Annotated in this window: 21 protein-coding genes; 10 read left to right on the forward strand and 11 right to left on the reverse strand. The window is 61.8% G+C overall.

What is annotated here, in order from left to right:
- Nucleotides 1-18: 18 nt before the first annotated feature.
- Nucleotides 19-852, reverse strand: coding sequence for an enoyl-CoA hydratase/isomerase family protein (locus RJT48_RS10345; protein ID WP_311172202.1), 834 nt, complete (start codon nucleotides 850-852; stop codon nucleotides 19-21).
- Between the two features lie 1,091 nt (nucleotides 853-1,943).
- Complete coding sequence (locus tag RJT48_RS10350; protein WP_311172203.1) at nucleotides 1,944-2,702, reverse strand: IclR family transcriptional regulator; 759 nt, start codon at nucleotides 2,700-2,702, stop codon at nucleotides 1,944-1,946.
- Nucleotides 2,703-2,920: 218 nt separating this feature from the next.
- Here RJT48_RS10350 and RJT48_RS10355 point away from each other — a divergent pair, with 218 nt between their 5' ends.
- Complete coding sequence (locus tag RJT48_RS10355) at nucleotides 2,921-4,447, forward strand: 2-oxo acid dehydrogenase subunit E2 (protein ID WP_311172204.1); 1,527 nt, start codon at nucleotides 2,921-2,923, stop codon at nucleotides 4,445-4,447.
- Between the two features lie 97 nt (nucleotides 4,448-4,544).
- On the opposite strand, the gene RJT48_RS10360 is transcribed toward RJT48_RS10355, so the two are convergent.
- The 3 genes from RJT48_RS10360 to RJT48_RS10370 form a co-directional block, all read right to left on the reverse strand.
- Nucleotides 4,545-5,513 (reverse strand): alpha-ketoacid dehydrogenase subunit beta, encoded by a 969-nt coding sequence (locus RJT48_RS10360; protein WP_311172205.1) that lies wholly within the window; start codon nucleotides 5,511-5,513, stop codon nucleotides 4,545-4,547.
- Between the two features lie 2 nt (nucleotides 5,514-5,515).
- Nucleotides 5,516-6,673, reverse strand: a complete 1,158-nt coding sequence (locus RJT48_RS10365; RefSeq protein WP_311172206.1) for a thiamine pyrophosphate-dependent dehydrogenase E1 component subunit alpha — start codon at nucleotides 6,671-6,673, stop codon at nucleotides 5,516-5,518.
- Between the two features lie 119 nt (nucleotides 6,674-6,792).
- Nucleotides 6,793-8,172: an FAD-binding oxidoreductase gene (locus RJT48_RS10370; protein ID WP_311172207.1), complete on the reverse strand. Its 1,380-nt coding sequence runs from the start codon at nucleotides 8,170-8,172 to the stop codon at nucleotides 6,793-6,795.
- 170 nt (nucleotides 8,173-8,342) lie between these two features.
- Here RJT48_RS10370 and RJT48_RS10375 point away from each other — a divergent pair, with 170 nt between their 5' ends.
- From RJT48_RS10375 to RJT48_RS10390, 4 genes are read left to right on the forward strand one after another with little or no spacing between them, the layout of a single operon-like run.
- Nucleotides 8,343-9,671, forward strand: coding sequence for an ABC transporter substrate-binding protein (locus RJT48_RS10375; protein WP_311172208.1), 1,329 nt, complete (start codon nucleotides 8,343-8,345; stop codon nucleotides 9,669-9,671).
- A gap of 9 nt (nucleotides 9,672-9,680) precedes the next feature.
- Nucleotides 9,681-11,606, forward strand: a complete 1,926-nt coding sequence (locus tag RJT48_RS10380) for an ABC transporter permease (protein ID WP_311172209.1) — start codon at nucleotides 9,681-9,683, stop codon at nucleotides 11,604-11,606.
- On the forward strand, nucleotides 11,603-12,358 hold the full coding sequence (locus tag RJT48_RS10385; protein WP_311172210.1) for an ABC transporter ATP-binding protein: 756 nt from the start codon (nucleotides 11,603-11,605) through the stop codon (nucleotides 12,356-12,358). Before RJT48_RS10380 ends, RJT48_RS10385 begins: the two co-directional genes overlap by 4 nt.
- On the forward strand, nucleotides 12,355-13,089 hold the full coding sequence (locus RJT48_RS10390) for an ABC transporter ATP-binding protein (RefSeq protein ID WP_311172211.1): 735 nt from the start codon (nucleotides 12,355-12,357) through the stop codon (nucleotides 13,087-13,089). Before RJT48_RS10385 ends, RJT48_RS10390 begins: the two co-directional genes overlap by 4 nt.
- A 351-nt stretch (nucleotides 13,090-13,440) precedes the next feature.
- Here the strand turns inward: RJT48_RS10390 and RJT48_RS10395 are convergent, their stop codons facing one another.
- The 4 genes from RJT48_RS10395 to RJT48_RS10410 all read right to left on the reverse strand — a co-directional run bounded on the left by RJT48_RS10395 (nucleotide 13,441) and on the right by RJT48_RS10410 (nucleotide 16,443).
- A complete protein-coding gene (locus RJT48_RS10395) occupies nucleotides 13,441-14,247 on the reverse strand; it encodes an enoyl-CoA hydratase/isomerase family protein (RefSeq protein WP_311172212.1) in 807 nt (268 codons plus the stop codon).
- Nucleotides 14,244-15,128: a 3-hydroxyacyl-CoA dehydrogenase family protein gene (locus RJT48_RS10400; RefSeq protein ID WP_311172213.1), complete on the reverse strand. Its 885-nt coding sequence runs from the start codon at nucleotides 15,126-15,128 to the stop codon at nucleotides 14,244-14,246. The genes RJT48_RS10395 and RJT48_RS10400 overlap by 4 nt, the downstream gene beginning before the upstream one ends.
- A gap of 543 nt (nucleotides 15,129-15,671) precedes the next feature.
- The gene (locus RJT48_RS10405; RefSeq protein WP_311172214.1) at nucleotides 15,672-15,956 is read right to left on the reverse strand and encodes a 2Fe-2S iron-sulfur cluster-binding protein; all 285 of its coding nucleotides are present in this window, start codon (nucleotides 15,954-15,956) and stop codon (nucleotides 15,672-15,674) included.
- A 1-nt stretch (nucleotide 15,957) separates the two neighbouring features.
- Nucleotides 15,958-16,443, reverse strand: coding sequence for a GNAT family N-acetyltransferase (locus RJT48_RS10410; protein WP_311172215.1), 486 nt, complete (start codon nucleotides 16,441-16,443; stop codon nucleotides 15,958-15,960).
- A gap of 208 nt (nucleotides 16,444-16,651) precedes the next feature.
- On the opposite strand from RJT48_RS10410, the gene RJT48_RS10415 reads away from it, so the two are divergent.
- Genes RJT48_RS10415 through RJT48_RS10435 form a run of 5 tightly spaced genes read left to right on the forward strand, consistent with a single transcriptional unit; the run spans nucleotide 16,652 to nucleotide 19,175 of the window.
- Entirely contained in the window at nucleotides 16,652-17,572 is a 921-nt protein-coding gene (locus RJT48_RS10415) for a Phenylacetic acid catabolic protein (protein ID WP_311172216.1), read from the forward strand.
- A 1-nt stretch (nucleotide 17,573) separates the two neighbouring features.
- Nucleotides 17,574-17,948, forward strand: a complete 375-nt coding sequence (locus RJT48_RS10420; RefSeq protein ID WP_311172217.1) for a metal-sulfur cluster assembly factor — start codon at nucleotides 17,574-17,576, stop codon at nucleotides 17,946-17,948.
- Nucleotides 17,945-18,148 carry a phenylacetic acid degradation PaaB family protein gene (locus RJT48_RS10425; RefSeq protein ID WP_311172218.1) on the forward strand — a complete coding sequence of 68 codons (204 nt, stop codon included), beginning with the start codon at nucleotides 17,945-17,947 and terminating at the stop codon, nucleotides 18,146-18,148. Before RJT48_RS10420 ends, RJT48_RS10425 begins: the two co-directional genes overlap by 4 nt.
- Nucleotides 18,145-18,924 (forward strand): Phenylacetic acid catabolic protein, encoded by a 780-nt coding sequence (locus tag RJT48_RS10430; RefSeq protein WP_311172219.1) that lies wholly within the window; start codon nucleotides 18,145-18,147, stop codon nucleotides 18,922-18,924. Before RJT48_RS10425 ends, RJT48_RS10430 begins: the two co-directional genes overlap by 4 nt.
- On the forward strand, nucleotides 18,921-19,175 hold the full coding sequence (locus RJT48_RS10435) for a PaaD-like zinc ribbon domain-containing protein (RefSeq protein ID WP_311172220.1): 255 nt from the start codon (nucleotides 18,921-18,923) through the stop codon (nucleotides 19,173-19,175). The genes RJT48_RS10430 and RJT48_RS10435 overlap by 4 nt, the downstream gene beginning before the upstream one ends.
- A 238-nt stretch (nucleotides 19,176-19,413) precedes the next feature.
- On the opposite strand, the gene RJT48_RS10440 is transcribed toward RJT48_RS10435, so the two are convergent.
- Nucleotides 19,414-20,568, reverse strand: a complete 1,155-nt coding sequence (locus RJT48_RS10440) for an acyl-CoA dehydrogenase family protein (protein ID WP_311172221.1) — start codon at nucleotides 20,566-20,568, stop codon at nucleotides 19,414-19,416.
- 78 nt (nucleotides 20,569-20,646) lie between these two features.
- A complete protein-coding gene (locus tag RJT48_RS10445) occupies nucleotides 20,647-21,792 on the reverse strand; it encodes an MBL fold metallo-hydrolase (protein ID WP_311172222.1) in 1,146 nt (381 codons plus the stop codon).

A 21,792-nucleotide genomic window follows, 5' to 3' on the forward strand; every position in this document is an offset into this window, starting at 1 on the left:
GAACCCAGTGTCGGTCCGTTATTCCGTGCCGGCTTCCTTCTCGCCGAGTTCGACGCCGAGGAAGTCCGGTTCGCGGTCGTTGAGGAAGGCCTCGACGCCCTCCTTGGCGATGTCGGAGCCCAGAAGCTGGTTCTGGAGTTCCCGTTCGTGGGCGAGCGCGTCCCACAGCGGCAGTTCGAGCCCCTCGTTGACGGCGAGTTTGTTGTGGCCGACGGCGCCGGCGGGCTTTTGAACGATCATCTCGGCAAACTCGAAGACGGCGTCTTCGAGGTCCTCCGGGTCGTGGAGTTCGTCGAAGATGCCCTTCTCGGTGGCCTCCTCGGGGGTCAGCTCCTCGCCGGTGACCATCATCCGGAGCGCCTCGGAGCGGTCGATGTAGCGCGGCAGCAACTGGGTGCCCGCCTCGCCGGCGATGAGACCGAGGTGGACTTCGGGCATTCCGATTCGGTAGTCGTCGTCGTCGCCGACGAACCGGAAGTCACACGCGAGAGCGAGTTCGAGACCGCCGCCCATACAGTGGCCGTCGACGGCCGCGATGAACAGCGTGTCCGTCGTCCGCATCTTCATGATGATCTCCTTGGAGGTCTGGCTGGCGTAGCCGACCTGCTTCCCGCTTTTTTCTCGCAGGTCGTTGATGTCGAATCCCGTAGAGAAGATGTTGTCGTTCGTACTGCCGAACACACAGATACGGACGTTTTCGTCGAAGCGAACTCCCTCGACCGCTCGCTGGAGTTCCAGCAAGACATCGATGTTGTGCGCGTTTACCGGGGGGCGGTCGATGCGGAGAACGCCGATGTGATCACGAACGTCTGTCGTAAAGTACTCTAAATCAAGTTCCTCGAATGCCTTCATTGCGTTCTTGAGACTCTACTAACGAGGTAAATAGTTTTTGATGAGTGGTTTTGGAACCGGCACTGCTGAGGACTCCATACACCCACTTGGAGGTTCAAACCGATTTCAACTGATAAGAAAACTGTCCGGGAACGTTCAGTCCACAGATACGGAAAATTCCACACACTGAGGGTTTGTTTCTGGTTGAACACCCTCAAATTATCACAGCAAATATATTTGTATACATTTCACGTATACACCTCTGGCCGGGCTCAGATGCCGGCTTTCGTTATATCAGGCAATTGATATACTAACAGACGTACGTTTGTTCAGGTCCTCCGTTGGATCCAGCGTTGGCCACAATGCTTATATATTTATCACACATCATTGGCAAAATAATTATAAAGATAGTATAAATACATTGGCGAATTGCAATCGAGGACACGTTACTGCAGAATTCCTGCGGCATTTCCGGGTAGACTCGCTGTATACATATTCGTATACTCGCACTCCCATCTGGAACCGTTCTGCGCGATAGGGTCCTCTCGTAACCAGACTGGGACCGATCAGGAAAGCTGGCACTCTCGATCACCACGGAGTGGGTCCGAAGGGAGGTGACACAGGAGGCAGCGTAACAAACGTACTGTTGTTATGCTATCGCCGATGGCGCTTCCGAATCACGTCGTTGGACGTGGTGGCCGATGGGAATACCACACAGCTGTTTACTATCGTGAATTTTCTGTTTGATAGGACCGGACAATTGCGTCTGTAATCCGAATCAGAGAATCAAAATACCCCGACTTTCGCGACGAAGAGGTTCTACCAGAAAGACGCTGATAGGAACAAAAGATTGCCTACTGTGGCATTCTATCCGTCAGTACACCCAATTTCGCCAGGAATAGTCCGGCAAGGTAGCAGCGTTTAGGACTCCCGTGAAAGCGGTTCTGTGTCGTCACCAGCACATCGAGTTCAACTATAGTGAACGCAACTGGACCGTAGCTTTCGAATCACTTCCGGTTCTCGACGCATTTCGATAAGAGAAAACACCCGCCCACGTCGGAGCACATTACTGGCTGTTCGCTCACGAGAACAGTCGGCAATCCAGAGGCGTCTCAGTTGAAAACGAATTTGAGTTGGATAACGTTCACCGCCTCGCGAAGTGCTTCGATCAGTTCTTCTTCCCGACCGGGATCAGTGAACTGTTGTGACGGGCCGGAGACGCTCAGGGAGCCGAGTGGCTTGTCGTCGACGATTATCGGCGCCGCAATGCAGCGGAGCCCCTCAATAGCTTCCTGTTCGTCGAAGGCAATTTCGGCGTCCCTGATCGAAGCCAACTCCTCCGCCAGCGTGTCTCGGTCCGTAATCGTGTGCGGAGTGAGTGCCGGGAGGCCGTGCCGATCGACGATTTCGTCCACCCGTTCCGAGGGCAGGTGAGCCAGGATCGCTTTTCCGGTGGCCGTGGCGTGTAGCGGCCACCGCTCTCCGGGAGACATATAGATGTCCATCGACCCGGAGGCGTCCGCCGAATGGATGCAGGTACCTTCTCCGGCCTCTTCGACGACGAGATTGGTTCGCTCGCCGGTCTCGACGGCCAGCTCGTCGACGGCGTTCCGTCCACGTCTGTACAGATCGAACCCACGCTGAACCGAGAAGCCCAGCCGGAGGAACTTACAACTGAGCCGATACGTGTTGTCCTCTTTCACCAGATACCCGCTCCTGTGAAGCGTGTTCAGATGGGTGTAGGCGGTGCTCTTCGAGAGCGATAACTCCTGGGCGATCTCCGTCGTCCCGGCCGCACCGAGATCTTCAAGCGCTTGTATGATCCCAAACGTCCGTTCGACCGCGCCGATGGTTTTCGGCTCCGTTGCCATACGAGTCACCACTCGGTTGGTTGTCTTAGTAGTACCGACTATAGGGGAAAAATAGTTACTATCGTTGAACAGGTGGCTACGGAAGCGAAACCGGTACGACAGATTTCGATAACGTGACTGATGGTTACGGAGCGGACAAGACCCGGGCACAGCAACTATGCTGTCGAGGGTCGACCGATGACCGAAGGAAGTATAGCGACAGGAGAAAACTGCGTACTATGGCGCAGCAAAATTTCGAACTCCCAGACATCGGTGAGGGTATCGCCGAGGGAGAGTTAGTGAACTGGCTCGTCGATCCCGGCGACCGTGTGGCACAGGATGAGCCACTCGCCGAGGTCGAGACCGACAAGGCTCTCGTAGAGGTCCCATCACCGTATGACGGGACGATCACGGCTCTCGAAGCCGAGGCGGGCGAGATGGTGCCAGTTGGTGAGGTGATCGTCACTTTCGAGGTCGACGACAGGGCGGAAGCGACCGCAGAGTCCCAACGTGAACCTCCAGCCTCTGATACCGAGTCGACGCCGAGTCACACGGACACGGACCCTGAGGAAGAATCGGGACAGGAGCCGGAGGTCGGGGACGGTCGCGTCTTTGCTCCGCCGCGGGTGCGTCAACTGGCCCGAGAGAAGGGCGTCGAAATCACAGCAGTGCAGGAGTCCAGTACCGGCAGCCGCGTCACCGAGACTGACGTGCTCGCAGCCGCAGGGTCCACCGCCGATCGGGCCGCTGAAGAAAGCGAGGACCGGGATACCACAGCGGCACAGACGGCTGATGCGACCGTGGGTGCGGAGCGAGACAGCTCGCTCGCGATGCCGGCGACGCGCCGCCTCGCAAGGGAGAACGGAATCGACCTAAACGACGTCCCGGCGAGCGAGCGCAAAAACGGCGAACCGTTCGTCACTCCCGAAGACCTGGAGGCGTATCTCGATGATCCTCCCGGAAGACCGGAACGTGGGACACCGGATTCGAATGGAACGTCGACGGGCCAGAGCGATCGAGCAAAGGCCTCGGCACCATCGAGCCGGACCGCCGACGAGGGCGGACAGAACCCCGGTGACCGCGTTCCCTACAAGGGGATCCGACGAACCATCGGCGAACGAATGGCGACGTCGAAGTTCACCGCCCCGCACGTCAGCCACCACGACGAGGTCGACGTGACGCCGCTTGTCGAACTCCGCGAGCAGTTACGGGATACCGCCTCCGACGACGGAGTTCGGCTGACGTATATGCCGTTCGTCATCAAGGCTGTCACCGCAGCGCTGCGATCGCATCCGTACCTGAACGCCGAACTCGACGAGGAAGCGGGCGAGATTCTCCTCCACGACGAATATCACATCGGAATTGCTGTCGCGACCGATGCGGGACTGATGGTTCCGGTGATCGAGAACGCGGATCAAAAAGGATTGCTCGAACTCGCGACGGAAGTGGCCGACCTCGCCGAACGCGCCAGGTCCCGATCGATCTCGCCGTCGGAGTTAGAAGGAAGCACGTTCACGATCACGAACGTCGGCGCCATCGGCGGAGAGTACTCCTCGCCGATCATCAACTACCCCGAAAGCGGGATCCTCGCCTTGGGCGAGATCAAAACGAAGCCTGCCGTCCACGACGACGAGATAACGAAACGGGAGTTGATGACGATCTCGATGTCGGTCGACCACCGCATCGTCGACGGCGCCGAGGCCGCACAGTTCACAAACGAGGTGAAGCGGTATCTCAACGAACCGAAACGGCTCCTGTTAGAGTGATACGGCGGTCCGATGAGTCCTGATCGTCGGTCGGATTCCGACCGTCCACACGGGGACGTACCGTCTCAATCACCCGGGTCCAGCAAAGACCCTCGATTCAGTAGGAGGCGGTCTCTTCGATCGCGGCCGCGATCCGCGGCGGATGCGGGATGTAGAAATCCTCCATCGCGAGAAGTGGAACCGGAACGTCGAAGCCGGTGACGCGACGGACGGGCGCCTCCAGATACATCAGCGCCTCGTCGTTGATCGTGGCGATGAGTTCCCCCGCGAACCCGCCGCTCTTCGGGGCCTCGTGGACGATGACGCACCGGCCGGTCTTCTGTACGGATGAGACAACTGTCTCTCTGTCGAGCGGCGAGATAGTCCGGAGGTCGATCACCTCACAGTCGATGCCGTCCAGTTCCGCGACCGCCTCGGTCGTCTTGTGCATCATCGATCCCCACGAGACGACGGTTACGTCTTCACCCTCCTGACGAACCGCAGCCTCGCCGATCGGCTCCGTGTAGGTGCCGTCAGGAACCGTCTCGCGGATCGAGCGGTAGACGTGCTTCGGTTCCATAAAGAGCACCGGGTCGGGGTCGCGGATGGCCGAGATCAGCAGGCCTTTGGCGTCCTCAGGGGTCGAGGGGATCACCACCTTCAGGCCGGGGATGTGGCTGTAGGCGGCTTCGAGACTCTCCGAGTGGTGTTCCAGCGCCCTGACACCCGCGCCGTAGGGCATCCGGACCGTCATCGGGGCGGTCAGTTCACCACGCGTTCGCCACCGGATACGGCTCGCGTTCGTGACGAGCTGATCGAACGCGGGCGGCAGGAACCCCGAAAACTGGATTTCGGCCACCGGCCGGTAGCCGTGCGTCGCGAGTCCGATCGCGGCACCGACGATCGCGATTTCGGAAAGCGGCGTATCCAGCACGCGGTCGTTTCCGAACTCCTCGAGGAGCCCCTCGGTGGCCCTGAAGACTCCGCCGGATTCCGCGACGTCCTCGCCGAAGACAAGCGTCCGGTCGTCGTTTTCCATCTCTTCGTGTAACGCGTCGTTGATCGATTCGATGATTGTCGCCTGCATAGTTACCCCTTCGGCCGCTGCTCGATGTACTCGTACATCTCCGGGTGATCGTCGAGGAACTGCTCGTACTCCTCGAGTTGACGCCGGAGTTCCGGTGGCATCTCCTCGTGCAGATACTCGAACATCGCTTCGACCCCGCGTTCCGAGAACGCGTCCGCCGCGTCGACCGCCTCGGAGAACTCGTCTTCGATTTCGGACTCGATGGCCGCCTCGTCGATCTCCGCGGCGTACCCCGCTTCTTCGAGGAACGACCGGTAGCGTTCGAGCGGATCGCGTCGCTTCCACGCCGCGACCTCGTCGTCCTCGCGATACCGGGTTGGGTCGTCGCTCGTCGTGTGGGCAGCCTGCCGATACGTCACGGCCTCGACGAGGACCGGATCGCCGTTCAACGCACGCTTACGGGCCTCCGTCACCGCGTTATAGACCGCGAGGACGTCGTTGCCGTCGACGCGAATTCCGTCGATTCCGTAGCCGATCGCCTTCTGTGCAACCGTCTCAGCCCCCGTTTGCTTCTCGAAGGGGAGCGAGATGGCGTATTGGTTGTTCTGACAGAAGAAGACACACGGCGCGTCGAGCACGCCGGCGAAGTTGACTCCCTCGTGGAACGCGCCGGTCGACGTCGCCCCGTCGCCGAGATTGGCGAAGGCAACGCTGTCGGCATCGTCCAGTTTGAGTCCCCAGGCTTTGCCGGTGACGACCGGGATGTGTGAGCCGATCGAGATGGCGAGCCCGAAGATGTTACCACCGTCCATCCGGGAGGCGTCCTCGATACCGCGCCAGTACAACAGGAGGTCCCGCATCGACAGGCCGTGCATCAACAGCATCCCCGCTTCGCGACCGTACGGGAATATCCAGTCCTCGTCGTCGAGCGCGTACCCGCTCCCGATGATCGCTGCCTCCTGTCCACGCCCGGAGGCGTACGTACCGAGGCGGCCGCGACGCTGGAGTTTGGTCGCCCGATCGTCGAAGGTCCGCTGAAGCAGCATCCACCGATAGATGTCACGGAACTCGGCGGGGGAGAGGTCGGGGAGCCTGTCGGCGTCGAACGCGCCGTCGGGATCCAGTACCCGATAGGTCTCGACGCTCACGTCCGCCTGGGACGTCCCCCGAACCCCACCGTCGGGTGACTGTGGCGGCGTCGGTCTCGTCTCTTCGTACATACTTCGTTTGGAGGTGTCCGAAGAAGTATATAAATATTTGTGCTCGGGACGAGGTGCGCCCTACGGTATCGACCGTGGGTAGGGGTACCGAACCGCCGACGTCGACGACGCGCCGTCGCCTACTCGAAAATCTTCCCCGGATTCAGGATGCCGTTCGGATCGAGTGCCGATTTGATCGACTGCATCGTCTCGATGACCCCCGGATCGACCTCCTGCCGGAGGTACTTGCGCTTGCCGACGCCGATCCCGTGTTCTCCGGTACAGGTGCCACCGTTCGCGATGGTCTCCTCGATGATCCGACCCGACGCCTCGTGGACCCGTTCCAGTTCGGCGTTATCGTCGGGATCAGCGAGAATAGCGTAGTGTAAGTTGCCGTCCCCGGCGTGCCCGAACGCCGGAATCGGGAGGTCGAACGACTCGGAGATTTCGCCGACAAACCGGACCATCTCGGCGTAGGCACCGATCGGGACGGTGACGTCGCCGACGACTTCGAGTTCGCGCGCGGGGTCGTACTCCAGCAATGCCTTCCCGATCTCGCGACGGGCTTGCCAGAGCGTATCCCGCCGTTCCTCGTCGAAGGCCGTCTCGATCCGCTCGGGTTCGTGGCGGTCCAGTATCTCCGAAAGGGCCCCGTACTCAGCGTCGATCCCGCGCCCGTGGAGCTCGAAGACGACCATCGGTTTCGCCGGAAGGTCGCTGCCGGTGTAGGAGTTGGATATCTCCGCCGTCAGCGGGTCCATCAGTTCCAGTGTCGCCACGTCGATTCCGGCTCGGATCGTTTCCGCGATGGCGTCGGCCGCATCAGCCAGGTCGCTGAAGATCGCGCGCCCGGCGAGCGTCTCGGCCGGTTCGACGGCGAGATCGAGCGTTGCCCGCGTGATGACACCCAGGGTCCCTTCGCTCCCGACGAAGAGGTCGGTGAGGTTGTAGCCCGCGGAGGACTTCTTCGCTTTGCTCCCCACCTCGATGACGACGCCGTCAGCGCGAACCACTTCCAGCTCCAGCACCCAATCGCGGACTTCGCCGTATTTGACTGTCCGGATACCGCTCGCGTCGTTTGCGATCATCCCGCCCACGGTCGAGAACTGCGCAGACTGCGGGAACGCGGGGAAGTACAGCCCCTCCTCGGAAACGCGGTCTTCGAGGTCGGCACCGACCACGCCCGGCTCGACGTCGATCTGCATATCGTCCGGTCGGAAGTCGCGAATACTGTCGAAGCGGTTCATCGAAAGCGAAATCCCGCCTTCGACCGGGACCGCGTTACTCTCCGTACTCGATCCAGCGGCGTACGGCGTCACGGGGACCTCTCGGTCGTTCGCCGCGGCGAGGACCGCGGAGACGTCCTCCGTCGATCGTGGATAGACGACCACATCCGGACGACTCGCGTCGGCGGGGGTAGTCCCGTAGTCCGTCGCGAATTCCGCGCGCTCTTCGGTCGCAAAGGAATACTGATCGGGGGAAAGGGGCAGATCCGTTATGAACGTACAGTCGTACGACATAGCTGCCCCGTTTGCGTCCCACTGTAAAATTCCTTCGTTGAACGGGGGCGCTCTCGAACCGTCAGGAGACGCCACCCGCTGTGGTCTGGCCTTCGATGAGGGGAATAGATCCGGAACTTGTGTGGTCGATCATAATAAAATATATATTGGATGGTCTGCAGTGTGATGGTATGGCAGATCAAGACAGGCGTATATGGGTAGGTAATCGACGGACTGTCCTGCGGACCATCGGCGCGAGCGGCGTCGTGGGATTGGCTGGGTGTGCCGGAGGGGGTTCGGGCGACTCTTCGGGCGAGACAACCGACGGTGAAGCCGGCGGCGACTCGACCGAGACCGAGACCGACGCCGGCGGGGAAACCGCCGGAAGTAGCGACGGCGAGACTGTCAAACTCGGGTGGCTATACCCGTCTACCGGCCCGTACGGCGGGCTCGCCAGCTATCAGGAACAGGGGGCAAAGCTCGGGATCAAACTGATCAACAAGAACGGTGGCATCAACGGGATGACGGTCGAAGGGTTCCACGAGGACACCCAGGCCGACCCACAGACTGGCAAACAGAAGGCACGGAAGCTCGTCCAGGAGGATGACGTCGACGCGCTGTTCGGGACGATTTCCTCGTCTGTCGGGTCCGCCGTCGCCGGATACGCCGAAGAAGAGAACGTTCCGTTCTATCCCGACGTTGCCGCCGACGGGCTCACGATGGACAACTGTCGACGGACGACGTTCCGGTATGAGACCCGCGCGAGCCAGACCGCCGCGGCCGGGGCGCCGTGGGCAGTCGACAACTTCGGTACGAAGGTGTGGATTCACAACGCGGATTACCTCTGGGGCAACAGCGTTGCCTCCGCCTGGGAACGGGTCGCGAAGGAACACAGCAGCGACGTAGAGGTCGTCGGCAGCACGACGAGTGAACTCGGTGCAACCGACTTCTCGTCGTATATCAGCCAGATCACCTCATCGGACGCAGAGTGGGTCGTCACCGGACTCAACGGTGGGGACGCGGTGAACTTCCTGAAGCAGGCCAACAGTTACGGCCTGAAATCCGAGAAGACGCTGGTCAGTCCGGTGAACGCCTTCCAGTTCATCCGGAAAGCGGCCGGCGAGGCAGCACAGAACACCTACTCCGCAGTCCGGTATTACGAGGGCTTCGACACGGAAGCCAACGCGGAGTTCGTCGACGCCTTCAGCAACGAGTACGATACCGCTCCGGACAACTTCTCGCACGTCTCCTGGGTGTACCTGTATCTGTACAAACGCGCCGCGGAGGAAGCAGGCAGCGTCGCGGCGGACGACATCATCGAGGCACAGACCTCGGTGAGCTTCGATGGCCCGATGGGCGAAACGAGCTACCGAGAGTGTGATCACCAGGCCGCACGGCCCTACAGTATGGGGAAGATCGTCGCCCCCGGTGACTACGAGTGGCCGGACATCGACGTGATGACGACGATCAGTGCCGACGAGGCAACTGTTCCGTGTAGCGACGTTTCCTGTCAGTTCTGAAGATTTTCTATGGATCTGAATCTACTCGCGCTCCAACTCCTCAACGGGCTCGCGCTGGGGGTCCTCTACCTGCTCATCGCATCGGGGCTGTCAGTCATTTTCGGAATGACCGACATCATCAACTTCGCCCACGGCGCGCTGTATATGCTGGGCGCCTACGTCGGACTCACCGTTATCGACGCGACGGGGAGCTTCTGGATCGCACTGCTCTTGGCACCGCTCATCGTGGGAGTGGTCGGCGTCATCATCGAACGGTCGACGCTCCATCGAATCTACGACCGGGATCCCCTGTACCACATCATCCTCACGTTCGGGCTCACGCTTATGATCTCCGACGCCGTGGAGTTCATCTGGGGCAAAAGTCCACAGCAGTTCCCCGGGCCTGAACTGATCACCGGAGCGATGGAACTCGGACCGATATTCTATCCCAGGTACAAGCTGTTCTTGATCCTCGCCGGCTTTGCGGTCGCCGGAGGCGTCTGGGCCCTCTTCGAGTGGACCGATTTCGGACTCATCGTCCGCGGAGGCGCACAGAGTCGCCGGACGGTCCGGATTATGGGGATCAATATCGCGAACTACTTCACCCTGGTTTTCGGGCTGGCGGCGGTGCTGGCCGGCATTGCGGGCGTGCTCGCCGGACCGTTTCTCAATGTCACGCCCACGATGGGCGATGAGATCATCATCACCGCGTTCATCGTCGTCGTGGTCGGCGGACTCGGAAGTTTCCGTGGCTCGGTGATTGCTGCGCTCCTGATCGGTCTGGTTCAGTCCCTCGGGACCGTGTTCCTCCCGCAGTTCACGGGCTTTCTGATCTATCTGCTGATGATCCTGGTGCTTTTGATTCGTCCGCAGGGACTGCTCGGGGAGTACGAGGTCCGGAGCGAGTCGACGAAAGTCACGTTCAGCGAGATCATCGAACCTGTGCCGTTGACCGACCGACGAGTACTCGGGTTCGTGGGAGTCCTTGCGCTGGTCCCGCTCGGCATCGACAGCTTCTATTCGCAGTATTTCGTCGGCCTGCTCTCGCTGATGTTCATCTGGGGGATCCTGGCGCTCAGTCTGGACATGGTGATGGGATATATGGGACTACTATCGTTCGGCCACGCGGCGTTCTTCGGAATCGGTGCCTACGTTACTGGGCTGTTCACGATGCACATCTTCAATTCGTTCGTCCTCGCCGCAATCGTCGCAATCCTGCTTGCCGCCGCAGTCGCGTGGGTCATCGGCGCGCTGTCAGTACGACTGACGGGGGTGTACTTCGCAATGATTACGCTGGCGTTCGCCCAGATGTTCCACCAACTCGCGCTCACGTGGAACGACGTCACCGGTGGCAGCGACGGCCTCACCGGGGTTCCGACGATCGAGCTGTTCGGCGTCGGGCTCGTCAGTCTCGGTAGCACTGCCACGTTCTACTACTTCTCGCTGGCCGTTACCATCGCGACGTACTTCGTCGCGGTGAAGCTGCTCGATTCGCCGTTTGGCCGGATCGTGACCGCGATTCGCGAAAGCGAGCGTCGGGTCTCCTTCCTCGGGTACGACACCGATCTGTACAAGCGCCGTGCCTTTGCGCTGTCCGGCGGTATCGGCGGGCTCGCGGGGGCACTGCTTGCGGCGTATCAGACCTTCGTCTCCGCGGGAACGCTCCACTGGGTCGTCTCCGGCGACGTCGTCATCGCGATGATGTTCGGCGGGATCGGGACCTTGTTCGGCCCGATATTCGGTGCCGGCCTCTTCATCGGGTTACAGGAAATCCTCTCGTCGTACACCGACCAGTGGCGGTTCGTGCTCGGATTGCTGCTCGTGCTGACCGTGATGGTCGCACCGAGAGGGCTGATTACGGTGTACAGTTCAGTTCGGGACGCGATCCGGATCCGGCTGGGATCGGGTGGCGGCCCGCAGACGGACGTGACGACCGACGGGGGTGAGAAACGATGACTGCAATCCTCGAAACCGAGGCGCTGACGAAGCGGTTCGGCAACCTCGTGGCGAACGACGACATCGATCTGGTAGTCGAGGAAGGTTCGACACACTCGGTCATCGGGCCGAACGGGGCCGGCAAGTCGACGCTTTTCAACCTCATCACGGGGCTGCTCGAACCGACGTCGGGTGAGATACGCTTCAACGGCGAGGATATTACGCACGAAACGCCGCACGAAGTGGCTCGACGCGGACTCGCGCGCTCGTTCCAGATCACGGACGTGTTCGACGGCCTCACCGCCTTCGAGAACGTCCGCGTCGCCGCGCAGTTCGCCGACGACCGGCGCTCGAGCGTCTGGCGCTCGGCGGAGAATCTCGCTGAGCCGCGAGAGCGCGCCGAATCCATCCTGGAAGATGTCGGGCTCGCGGACCGAGCAGACCAACGTGCGGCGGAGTTCGCCTACGGCGACCGACGCAAACTCGAAATCGGCATCACGATTGCGACGGAGCCGGACCTCCTAATGCTGGATGAGCCGACCGCCGGGATGGGACGGGAGGATACGGTGACCACCATCCAGCTCGTTCAGCGACTCGCGGACGAACGGGACTTCACGCTTATGCTGATCGAACACGACCTCGAAATCATAATGAGCATCTCGGATACGATCACCGTGCTTCAACAGGGGGCGGTCATCGCCGAAGGCACACCTGCAGAGATCAGTGCGAACGAGGAAGTACAGCGGGCGTATCTGGGAGGTGCAGACCTGTGAGCGAGGAACTGCTTCGCGTCGACGGTATCGACGCCGCCTACGGGCAAAGCAAGATCCTCCAGGACGTTTCGCTGTCGATCGACCGCGGCGAGGTTGTCTCCCTTGTCGGGCGAAACGGTGCCGGCAAGACCACGACGCTCCGTTCTATCGTCGGGATCCTGACCCCGTCGGCGGGGACGATCACGTTCGAGGGAGAAGACATCACGGCGCTGTCGGATTATGAAACCGTCGCCCGCGGAATCCAGTATGTCCCGGAGGACCGGCAGGTGTTCCCCGACCTCACCGTCGACGAGAACCTGCGGATGGGCGAACTGAAAAGCGGGGGGGCGGGCGCGCTCTCGATGTCGGAGGTCTTCGACCGGTTTCCGCGGCTCCGGGAGCGGCGGTCGAACAGCGGCGCGCAACTCAGCGGCGGCGAGCAGCAGATGCTCGTCATCGCGCGGGCGCTGCTCGGACAGACCGACCTCCTCCTGCTTGACGAGCCGACGGAAGGGCTCGCACCACAGATTGTCGAGGACGTGATCGAAATCATCGAGACGATCAGCGACGAGGGGGTGACGATTCTCCTCGTCGAGCAGAACGTTCAGGCGGCGATGTCGGTCGCCGATCGCCACTACGTCATCAACAAAGGGCAAAACGTCTACGAAGGAACGACAGAGGAACTCCGGAACGCGGACGAGATACTGGAGCAGCACCTCGGTGTCGGCGGCGAAATGGACCTCTCGATCTGAACCGAGACCTGCCGCGGATTTCCGCCACCGTCGAAGGAAGCCACGTTCCGAGTGCTACCTGCGAAGAAAACATCTATTAATTCAATAATTTAGTGTCGTCCGGGTCCACTAATTTCGATTTGACGGCCACAAACCGCTTTTCCATTCCGATCTGCTCTGGCAATCTTATTTCAGCAAAACGACAGAGTATAATTATTATTTGGGTATTAGTACTTTTAACCAGGGTGTCACAGATATGCAAGGCAGAAGCCAACGACTTCACTCGTGGGCCACTGACTCCGGGTCGCCGACCCGCGTGGGAGACGAAAGCCGCCTCGTCGACCGTTTTAGAAGCGGGAGCCGCCTCGTCGACTACTCCCCCTGCCACTCGGGGTCCCGGTCCTCGAAGAACGCGTCGATCCCCTCGTTTTTGTCCTCTGTCGCGAACAGTTGGACGAACAACTGTGCCTCGTAGTCGATCCCGTCGTCGAGCGGGAGCCGCGATGCCGAGCGGACGCTCTCCTTTGCGAACTCCAGCGCAACCGGGCTCTTTTCGGCGATAGATGCTGCAAGCTCCTCGACTCGGTCGCCGAGTTCCGTTCGCGAGCAGAGTTGGTCGACCAGCCCGATTCGTTGTGCCTCCTCGGCGTCGATCAGTTCGCCCGAGAGGATCAGCCGCATCGCCTGGCCCTCTCCCACGAGTCGAGGGAGACGCTGCGTTCCGCCACCACCGGGAATCAATCCCAGGTTGATTTCCGGCTGTCCGAGTTTCGCCCCTTCCCCAGCGATGCGGACGTCACAGGCTGTAGCGAGTTCCAGGCCGCCACCCAGCGCGTGCCCGTTGATCTGTGCGATCACGGGGATGCGCAAGTCGTCGACGAGTTCGTAGATCCGCGGACGGGCGCTCGCCTCGCGCTGTTCGAGGAGATCCCGTTCCCGAAGTTCAGTGACGTCGGCACCGGCGACGAAGGCGTTGCAGTCGTCTGACCCTTTGATCACGCCTACGCGGGCGTCCGAGTTTTCGACGGCTGGCAGGACGGTTTTGAGTTCCTCTCTGACGGTCGCGTTCAGCGCATTCCGGTTCTCCGGCCGGTCGATGGTGATCGTCACGATGCCGTTGTCTCGATCGAGTAGCAGCGACTCGTACTCGGCATCGAGGAGGTCGTCCGACTCGCTCATCTGTCGCCCCACTCTCCGCTCGGTTCGACGGCCTCGCCGTCCTCCCAGATGTAGAACCCCTCACCTGATTTCTTGCCGAGCTTCCCGGCTCGGACTTTCCGCTTGAGCAGCTGGGGGGGCTTGAACCGCTCGCCCAGTTCGGTTCGGAGATTCTCGAGGATGTCCAGACGGACGTCGAGCCCGACGACGTCCGTGAGTTCGAGCGGCCCCATCGGATGGTTGTATCCGAGTTCCATCGCCGTGTCGATATCCTCCGGCGACGCGACGCCTTCCTCGACCATCCTGATCGCCTCCACGCCGAGTGCGACGCCCAGTCGTGAGGACGCGAATCCGGGGGTATCACGGACGACGACCGGCGTCTTTTCGATCCCCTCGACGAACTCCGTGGCGAACACTCGGGTGTCGTCGTCGGTCCGCTCACCGACGATCACTTCGACGAGCGCCATGATGTGTACCGGATTGAAGAAGTGCAGTCCGATGAATCGCCCGGGGCGGTCGAGGGCACTCGCCAGTTCAGTCACCGGGATCGAAGAGGTGTTTGTCGCCAGGACTGCGTCCTCCTCTGCGACGGCTTCGGCGTCGGTGAGGACGCCTTTTTTCAGGTCCGGGTCCTCCGGGACGGCCTCGACGACGAGATCGGCGCCGCTCGTCGCCGTTTCGAGGTCGGTCTCCCCGGAAATATTACCCAGTGTCGCCTCCATTTCCGCTTCGGAGACTTTGCCCCGGTCGACGCCCCCCTGCAGGTTCGAGCGGATCGATTCGATCCCGTCTTCGACCAATTCCGTCTCCAGATCCCGCAACGTGACGCTGTGTCCCGCCATCGCACTCACCTGCGAAATCCCGTGACCCATCGTCCCGGCTCCGAGTACAGTTACCTTCATTCAGGCAAATTCACTTCGGGCGGGAACTTAAACATTACAATCCGCCCCGTCACGGTGTGAGATCGTTGTAACGAGGGTTCAAATCGATGGGCGCGCAGCGTTGCGGATCAGATTTGGAGTGGATGTATACGAGTTTGTATACAAACTCACCGCCCAGGAGCCCACTGACGGATCACACAGCGACTCTCGCATAAATAACGGAAGTACATCTGTTACAGATTCGTCGCACGCGACGACGGTCGAGTGGCGTTCGTTCCCGATATTGTATACGTAATTGTATACACCTCGACTCGTCTCGAAGGCCGGACCGGCGTTTCGGACGCCCGGTACCAGTCTGTGGGGAATGGTGCGCAACCGTGGTTGCTGCGGTTGTGAGCACCGACAGTCGGGCGAGCAGCCGGTCGATTTGGGGTCGTCCCGAGAACGGCCGGTGAAGACGTCCGACCGGTGCTGTCGTTCGGCGCGTACGGACTGCTATACTTCTGTTCCGCTGATCCCAGCACTGTCTGTCGTGAGAGCGGCAAGAGACGACAGCAGTCCGTATCAGGGGCTCTCGTTCGACCGGAGCTTCAGATCCGACCGCGGCTTCGCGACGCACGTGAGGACGTATCCCTCCTCCTTTTCGGACCCCGAGAGGAACATCCCTTCGACCTGACTCGTCTCGCCTTCCTCGACTTTGAGCGCCGAACAGACCCCACAGACGCCCATCCGGCACTGATACGGCAGATCGAGGCCGGCCTCTTCGGCCGCCTCCAGGATCGGTTTGTTCTCGGCGACCTCGATGACCCGTCCTTCGTCGACGAACTCGACCTCGTAGTACTCGACCATATTAGAGTCGCTGCTCGTAGACGTGTTCGACCGGTTCGAGCCCGTGGGATTCGAGCATCCGCTTTGCAGTGTCGTCGTCCGCGAGCACGTCAATGCGGTAGTAATTGACCTCCCGGGGGTCCTCCCTGAACCACTCGGCGGCCGCATCCAACAGCGCGGCGGCGACCCCTTCCTGGCGGTGGTCCTCGCGGACGAACAGCCCGTTGACGTACCCGTGATTTTCCAGCTGGAAAATCGGGTGATCGCCCATCACTCGCGCTTCGAGAACGCCCAGCGGTTCGTCGGCCTCGTCGCTCTCGGCCAGGAGGACCGTGCCGTACTTCGAGTCCACAAGCTGGTTCTCGAAGTAACTGAGCCAGCGGTCGTCAGCCTGATCGCCGTGACTGTACCGTTCGTCGTATTTCGAGAGGTGCGCTGTGAACCCGTGCCATAGCTCGAGGATTTCGTCGCCGTCTGCTTCGGTGGCGTGCCGTGTTCGAACGTCCATACCCACCGTTCCGGACCGGGCATCCTAAAAGATTCGCGTCGATGGCTGCTCACAATTGCAAGCGATACGGGCTTTTCGAAATCGCCGAGTCTCGAACTGTGACCCCCTCGCTACGGCTCCTGAGGAGATTCCGTCTCCCGTACTGGCCGGCGGGGAGAAGGTTTATTACCGTTGCATCCTCACTTCTCAGCGAGGCGAATTTGGAGCTATGCCAACGGAAAAACGATTCAAAGAGCAGTTACAGAACGGTCGGATGATCGAAGACGCATCCGAGATGACAGAGGACTACAAGAAGACGCTCAAAGCCACCCTCAAAGTCTCGGCCGACACCGAACTGATGAGTGCGCCGGCGTACTACGAGCAGTCGATGAACGCGCCGACGCTGGATGCCCGCGCTTCGTGCGTGAGTGTTATTCAGGACGAACTCGGTCACGGCCACATCGCTTACCGGCTGCTGGAGGACCTCGGCGAGGATCGCGAGGAACTGCTGTACGAGCGCGAACCCCACGAGTTCCGGAACACTTACGGGTTCGACCAGCATCTGGAGACGTTCGCGGAGCTCGTCTGCGGTCACGGGATGTTCGACCGTGCCGGGATGGTCCTTCTGAGCGACATCGAAGCGAATACGTCGTACGCGCCGTGGAAACGTGCGCTCCGAAAAGTCGGGAAGGAAGAACAGTTCCACCTCCGACACGGCGAGACGTGGATGCGCCGGCTGGCCAACAAATCCGACAAGACAAAGCAGCACGTCCAAGACGCCGTCGACTGGATGTTCCCGATGGGCGTCGAATGGTTCGGGCTCCCGGACGACAAAAAGCACAACACCGACCAGTTAGACTACCGCATCAAGGGCAAGACCAACGACGAACTCCGGCAGGAGTGGATGAGCCACACCGTCCCGCTGGCCAACGAACTGGGCCTGGACGTGCCGGCTCACTACGACGAGGAGTCCGAGGAGTACGTCCTCGAATACGACATGCCCGTGGCGTTCGACGCCGACAACAAGGAATGGCGGTTCGACGAGCCCATCACCTGGGACGACGTCATCGACCGGTGGCGGGACCGCGGCCCCGCCAACGAGAAGTACGTCAATATGCTCCAGTCCGGTTCCATCGAAGTGGGGGTCTGAGATGAGCGTCAACACGGCGAACGCTGGAACGCCGGGCTTCGAGATCGGCCCGGACGACGACGCCGACGAGTTCGAGCGGGAGGTCTGGGAAACGCTCGACACCGTCCCGGATCCGCACATCCCGGTCAGCCTCGTCGAGATGGCGATGATCTACGACGTCGACGTCGACGATGGCACGGTGACCGTCACGATGACCTTCCCGTGTATGGGATGTCCGGCGTACGATATGATCAAACACGACGTCCGCGCGGCGCTGCGGACGATGCGCGGCGTCGAGGACGTCGAGATCGAAATCACGTGGGACCCCGTCTGGTCGAAGGAGATGCTGACCGAGGGCGCCCACGAGGAACTCAAGGAGGCAGGAATCAGCCTATGAACTACCACGTTTTCACCCGCGTCAACGCCGGCGACGATATGATCCACGCCGGCACCGTACAGGCCGACTCCGACCGACTGGCACGCATCTACGCCCACCGAACCTACGACGAGGAAGACTGGGACTTTATGGGCGTCGTGCGTGAGGACGATCTGCTGGAAGTCAAAACCGAAGCTATCGCAGGAGGACTCTCGCCATGAGCGCAGAAGCAGAAGCCGGATGGCCGGAAAAGGCGGTCGACTACGTACAGGCGATTGCGGACACGAAACTGCTCCTCGGACAGCGGTACGGGGAGTGGATGCTGAAAGCGCCGAACCTCGAGGACGACATCTCCGGGGCGAGCAACGCACAGGACGAGATCGGACAGGTCCGACAGCTGTTCCGCTTGCTCAAGCAGCAAGGTGTCGGCGACGACTGGCTGGAGTCGGAACGCGACCCCGAGGAGTACGCCAACGCGCCGACCCTCGACGAGGAGGAAACGCAGTGGCCCGCGTTTATCGTCCAGGCCGCGCTGACCGACCGGACGGCCTGGCTGCTCTTGGACGCGATCGATCACGACGACTTCACGGGGATGGTCCAGAAGATGGGCGAAGACGAGTACTTCCATCTCGAACACCACGACGGTCGTCTGGAACAGCTCGCGAAGACCGACCCGGAGGCCGTCGAGGAGGCCCTCGAACGGTACTTCCCGAAGATTCTCACGTTCATCGGCCCGGCTTCCTACGACGAGGAGTCGGACCCGCTCGTGAATGCGGGATTCACCGACCGGCCGGTTTCGGAGATCCGCCGGGCAGTCCGCGATCACTTCGCGACCCTGCTCGAAGGTACCGAGGTGTCGATGCCGCCGCTCGACGACAGCGTTCCCGATCCCGACGAGTGGGACGAGACGCGCCGCCGAACCGGCGACGGACACGTCGAACCCGACGTGGTCGACCAGCTACAGGGGCTGTCCAACAAGGAATACGTCATCGAATGAGCTCGAACACCACCCCGGACAGCGACCCCGATCCGACGCCCGAGCAGGCGGGCGAAGGGCCCGAGGAGAACGGCACGTTCCGGCCGGCCTGTCCGTTCTGCGGCTCCGAGGACGTCGAGAAGGAATCGACGTTCGGCACGGAGATCTCGAAGAGCCAGTACTACTGCAACGGCTGCCATACCCTCTTCGAGCGGATCAAATACGACGGCGCAATGCCCGATACGGGCCGGGACGCCGACGGCTCCCGCTGAGCGTCTGTCTCCGCTTTTCACGCGCTTCGTAGACGACCAGGTACGGGGCCGGCGATATCCGTACTCGCCTTTTCGCCGTGTTCACTGAGGTCTAAAAAAGAGTCCGCTCCGAAGAGAGCGCGACCCTCACCGAATCCGCGTCGGTCCCGAAGCAGCGTTCGCCGTCGGCTTTCGCGACCGGTTCGTCGCCTCACTCTTCGATCAGCGCGGTCCCGTCGTAGATACGGGACATTGCCGGTCAGAGGCCCAACGCTTCGCTCGCCACGGTTGTCTTTTGGATCTCGGAGGTGCCGCCGATGATCGAGAGGATACGCGCATCGCGGTAGTACCGCTCCAGCGGATAGTCCGTCCGGTATCCCTTCCCGCCGAAGATCTGCATGGCGTTCCGGGTGCAAAACTCCGCCGCGTCGCTCGCCGTGAACTTCGCCCGGGAGGACACCCGGGTGTCGCCCTCGCCGTCGGCGATCCGAACCGCCGAATCGTAGACGAGATGCCGGGCCGATTCGAGCCGGGAGTCCATCTCCGCGACGAGCACCTGGACCGCCTGGTACTCGCCGACGGCCTTCCCCCCTTGTTCGCGATCACCCGCGTACTCTATCGCCTCCGAGAAGGCCGCCTGAGCGATCCCGCACCCGATCGCACCCAGGCCGGTGCGGGCCATATCGATCGTCCCCATCGCGATTCGGAACCCCTCGCCGACGGAGCCCAGCAGCGCGTCGGCGTCGACCGCGACCTCGTCGAACGACGCGTCGCCGGTCACGTGACCGTGCATCCCCAGATACTCCCCGCGCTCGAAGGTGAACCCCTCGACATCCTCTGGGTTCGGGACCAGAAAGACGCTCACGCCGTGGGAGTCCTCGGGCTGCGGCCGTCTGCGTGCGACCACGAGGTGGACGTCGGCGACGCCGGCGTTGGTGCCGAAGGACTTCTCGCCGGAGATCTCGTAACCGTCGTCGGTCGCCGCCGCGACGGTTTGCAGTTCCGTCGGCGACGATCCCGCGCCCGGTTCCGTCAGCAGCATCGCCCCCACCGACTCGCCGGCCACCATCTTCGGCAGCAACCGCTCGCGCTGTGCGTCGGTGCCGAAGTTCAACACCGGCAGCGTCGCGAAGGTGTGGCCCTGAATGATTTCGGCGACGGCGCCGCTTTCCTCGGCGATCCGTTCCAGCGCCAGGCAGTACGAGAGAAAGTCGCTTCCCATCCCGCCGTACTCCTCGGGGACGAGAATGCCCAGAAGTCCCGCGTCTCCCGCGGCCTCGACGACGTCGCGGGGGAACTCCCTGGTGTCTTCGATGTCCTCTGCGCGGGGGCCGACCGTTTCCGTCGCAAACTCCTCGGCGCGGTCGAGAACATCACGGTGCTCCGCGGATAGTGCGCGATCCAGTAGCGTCATACCTACCCCTGGACGGGTAGGATACTTATCAGTATCGCGACGACACGGTGGCCTCAGTATCGCGACGACACGGTGGCCTCAGTACCGTGAAGACACAGCGCGTCTCGCAGCCGCTTCCGTGAGTCCGGTATCGGTCCGTACGTATCGATCCGGCTCCGTCCCGACCCGTTCCGTGAACCCCATCTCGGCCGCGAACCGGAGGTGCGCCGCGGCCTCCCCGGCACCCATCTTCGCGTGGATCCCTGTCATCTCACCGAAGAGCGCACGCGCCACCGCCCACGGAGTCCGACCTCGGGCGTCGTCCCGGGCACTGTCGGGGTCGTCGTCCCGGGCTCTGTCGGGGTCGTCCCGGGCACTGTCGGGGTCGTCGTCGGCAGCATCTGCTGCGGCCGTCGATTCAGCAGTCGACGACCCCTCAGCCGACGAAGGTGACGGAGACAGGGCGTCGACAACGTCGAATAGTCGTTCGGCGTGGTGCGTTCGGATGGTCTCGATCCGGGACGGTAACTCGACCGTCGGTCCGTGTCCGGGCAGCGTTCTGACGGTCGACCACTCGCCCTGAAGCCGCTCGAACCGTCGGGTAATCTCGTCGAGCGTCCGCAGATAGCTGGACAGCGGATCGTCCATCCGGGTGTCGGACCCGCCGACGTTCGGCGTATACGTCGGTAACACCGCATCACCGAGTAGAAGCGCGTCACCGACTTCGATCGCCAGGTGTCCGGCCGTGTGGCCGGGCGTGTGCACGAATTCGACACCGTCGATCCGCTCGCCGTCCGTCACTGATCTCACCGGACATCGGTCCGGCATCGGCGACGGCTCGTCGGTCGCTTTGATTTGGGCCAGTACGGAGTCAGGCACCCCCCACTCGCGGAGCCGTCGCACGTCCCGTTCGACTCGCCGGCCTCGTTGCGTTCCATACTCGCCAACCAGCGGCGCGTCGTCATCGTGGAGGATCAGCTCCGCGTTCGCCTCCGCAGCCAATCGAGGTGCCACCCCCGCGTGGTCGGCGTGCCAGTGCGTGACGACGACGGTTTCAATCGAGGCGAGTGACAGCCCCGCCGCCGATAGTCCTTCAGTCAGTACCGTCCACGACGCGTCTCTCGGCGGTCCCGGGTCGAGGACGAGCCCCCGATCCGGGAGCACGTAGGTGCTGTTCGTGCCTTCCGGACTCCCACCGGGATGGCCGATGCGCTCGATCGACGGCGGATCAGATCGGCGGTCCAT

The sequence above is a fragment of the Halobellus ordinarius genome, assembly GCF_031823395.1.
Taxonomy (GTDB): domain Archaea; phylum Halobacteriota; class Halobacteria; order Halobacteriales; family Haloferacaceae; genus Haloquadratum; species Haloquadratum ordinarius.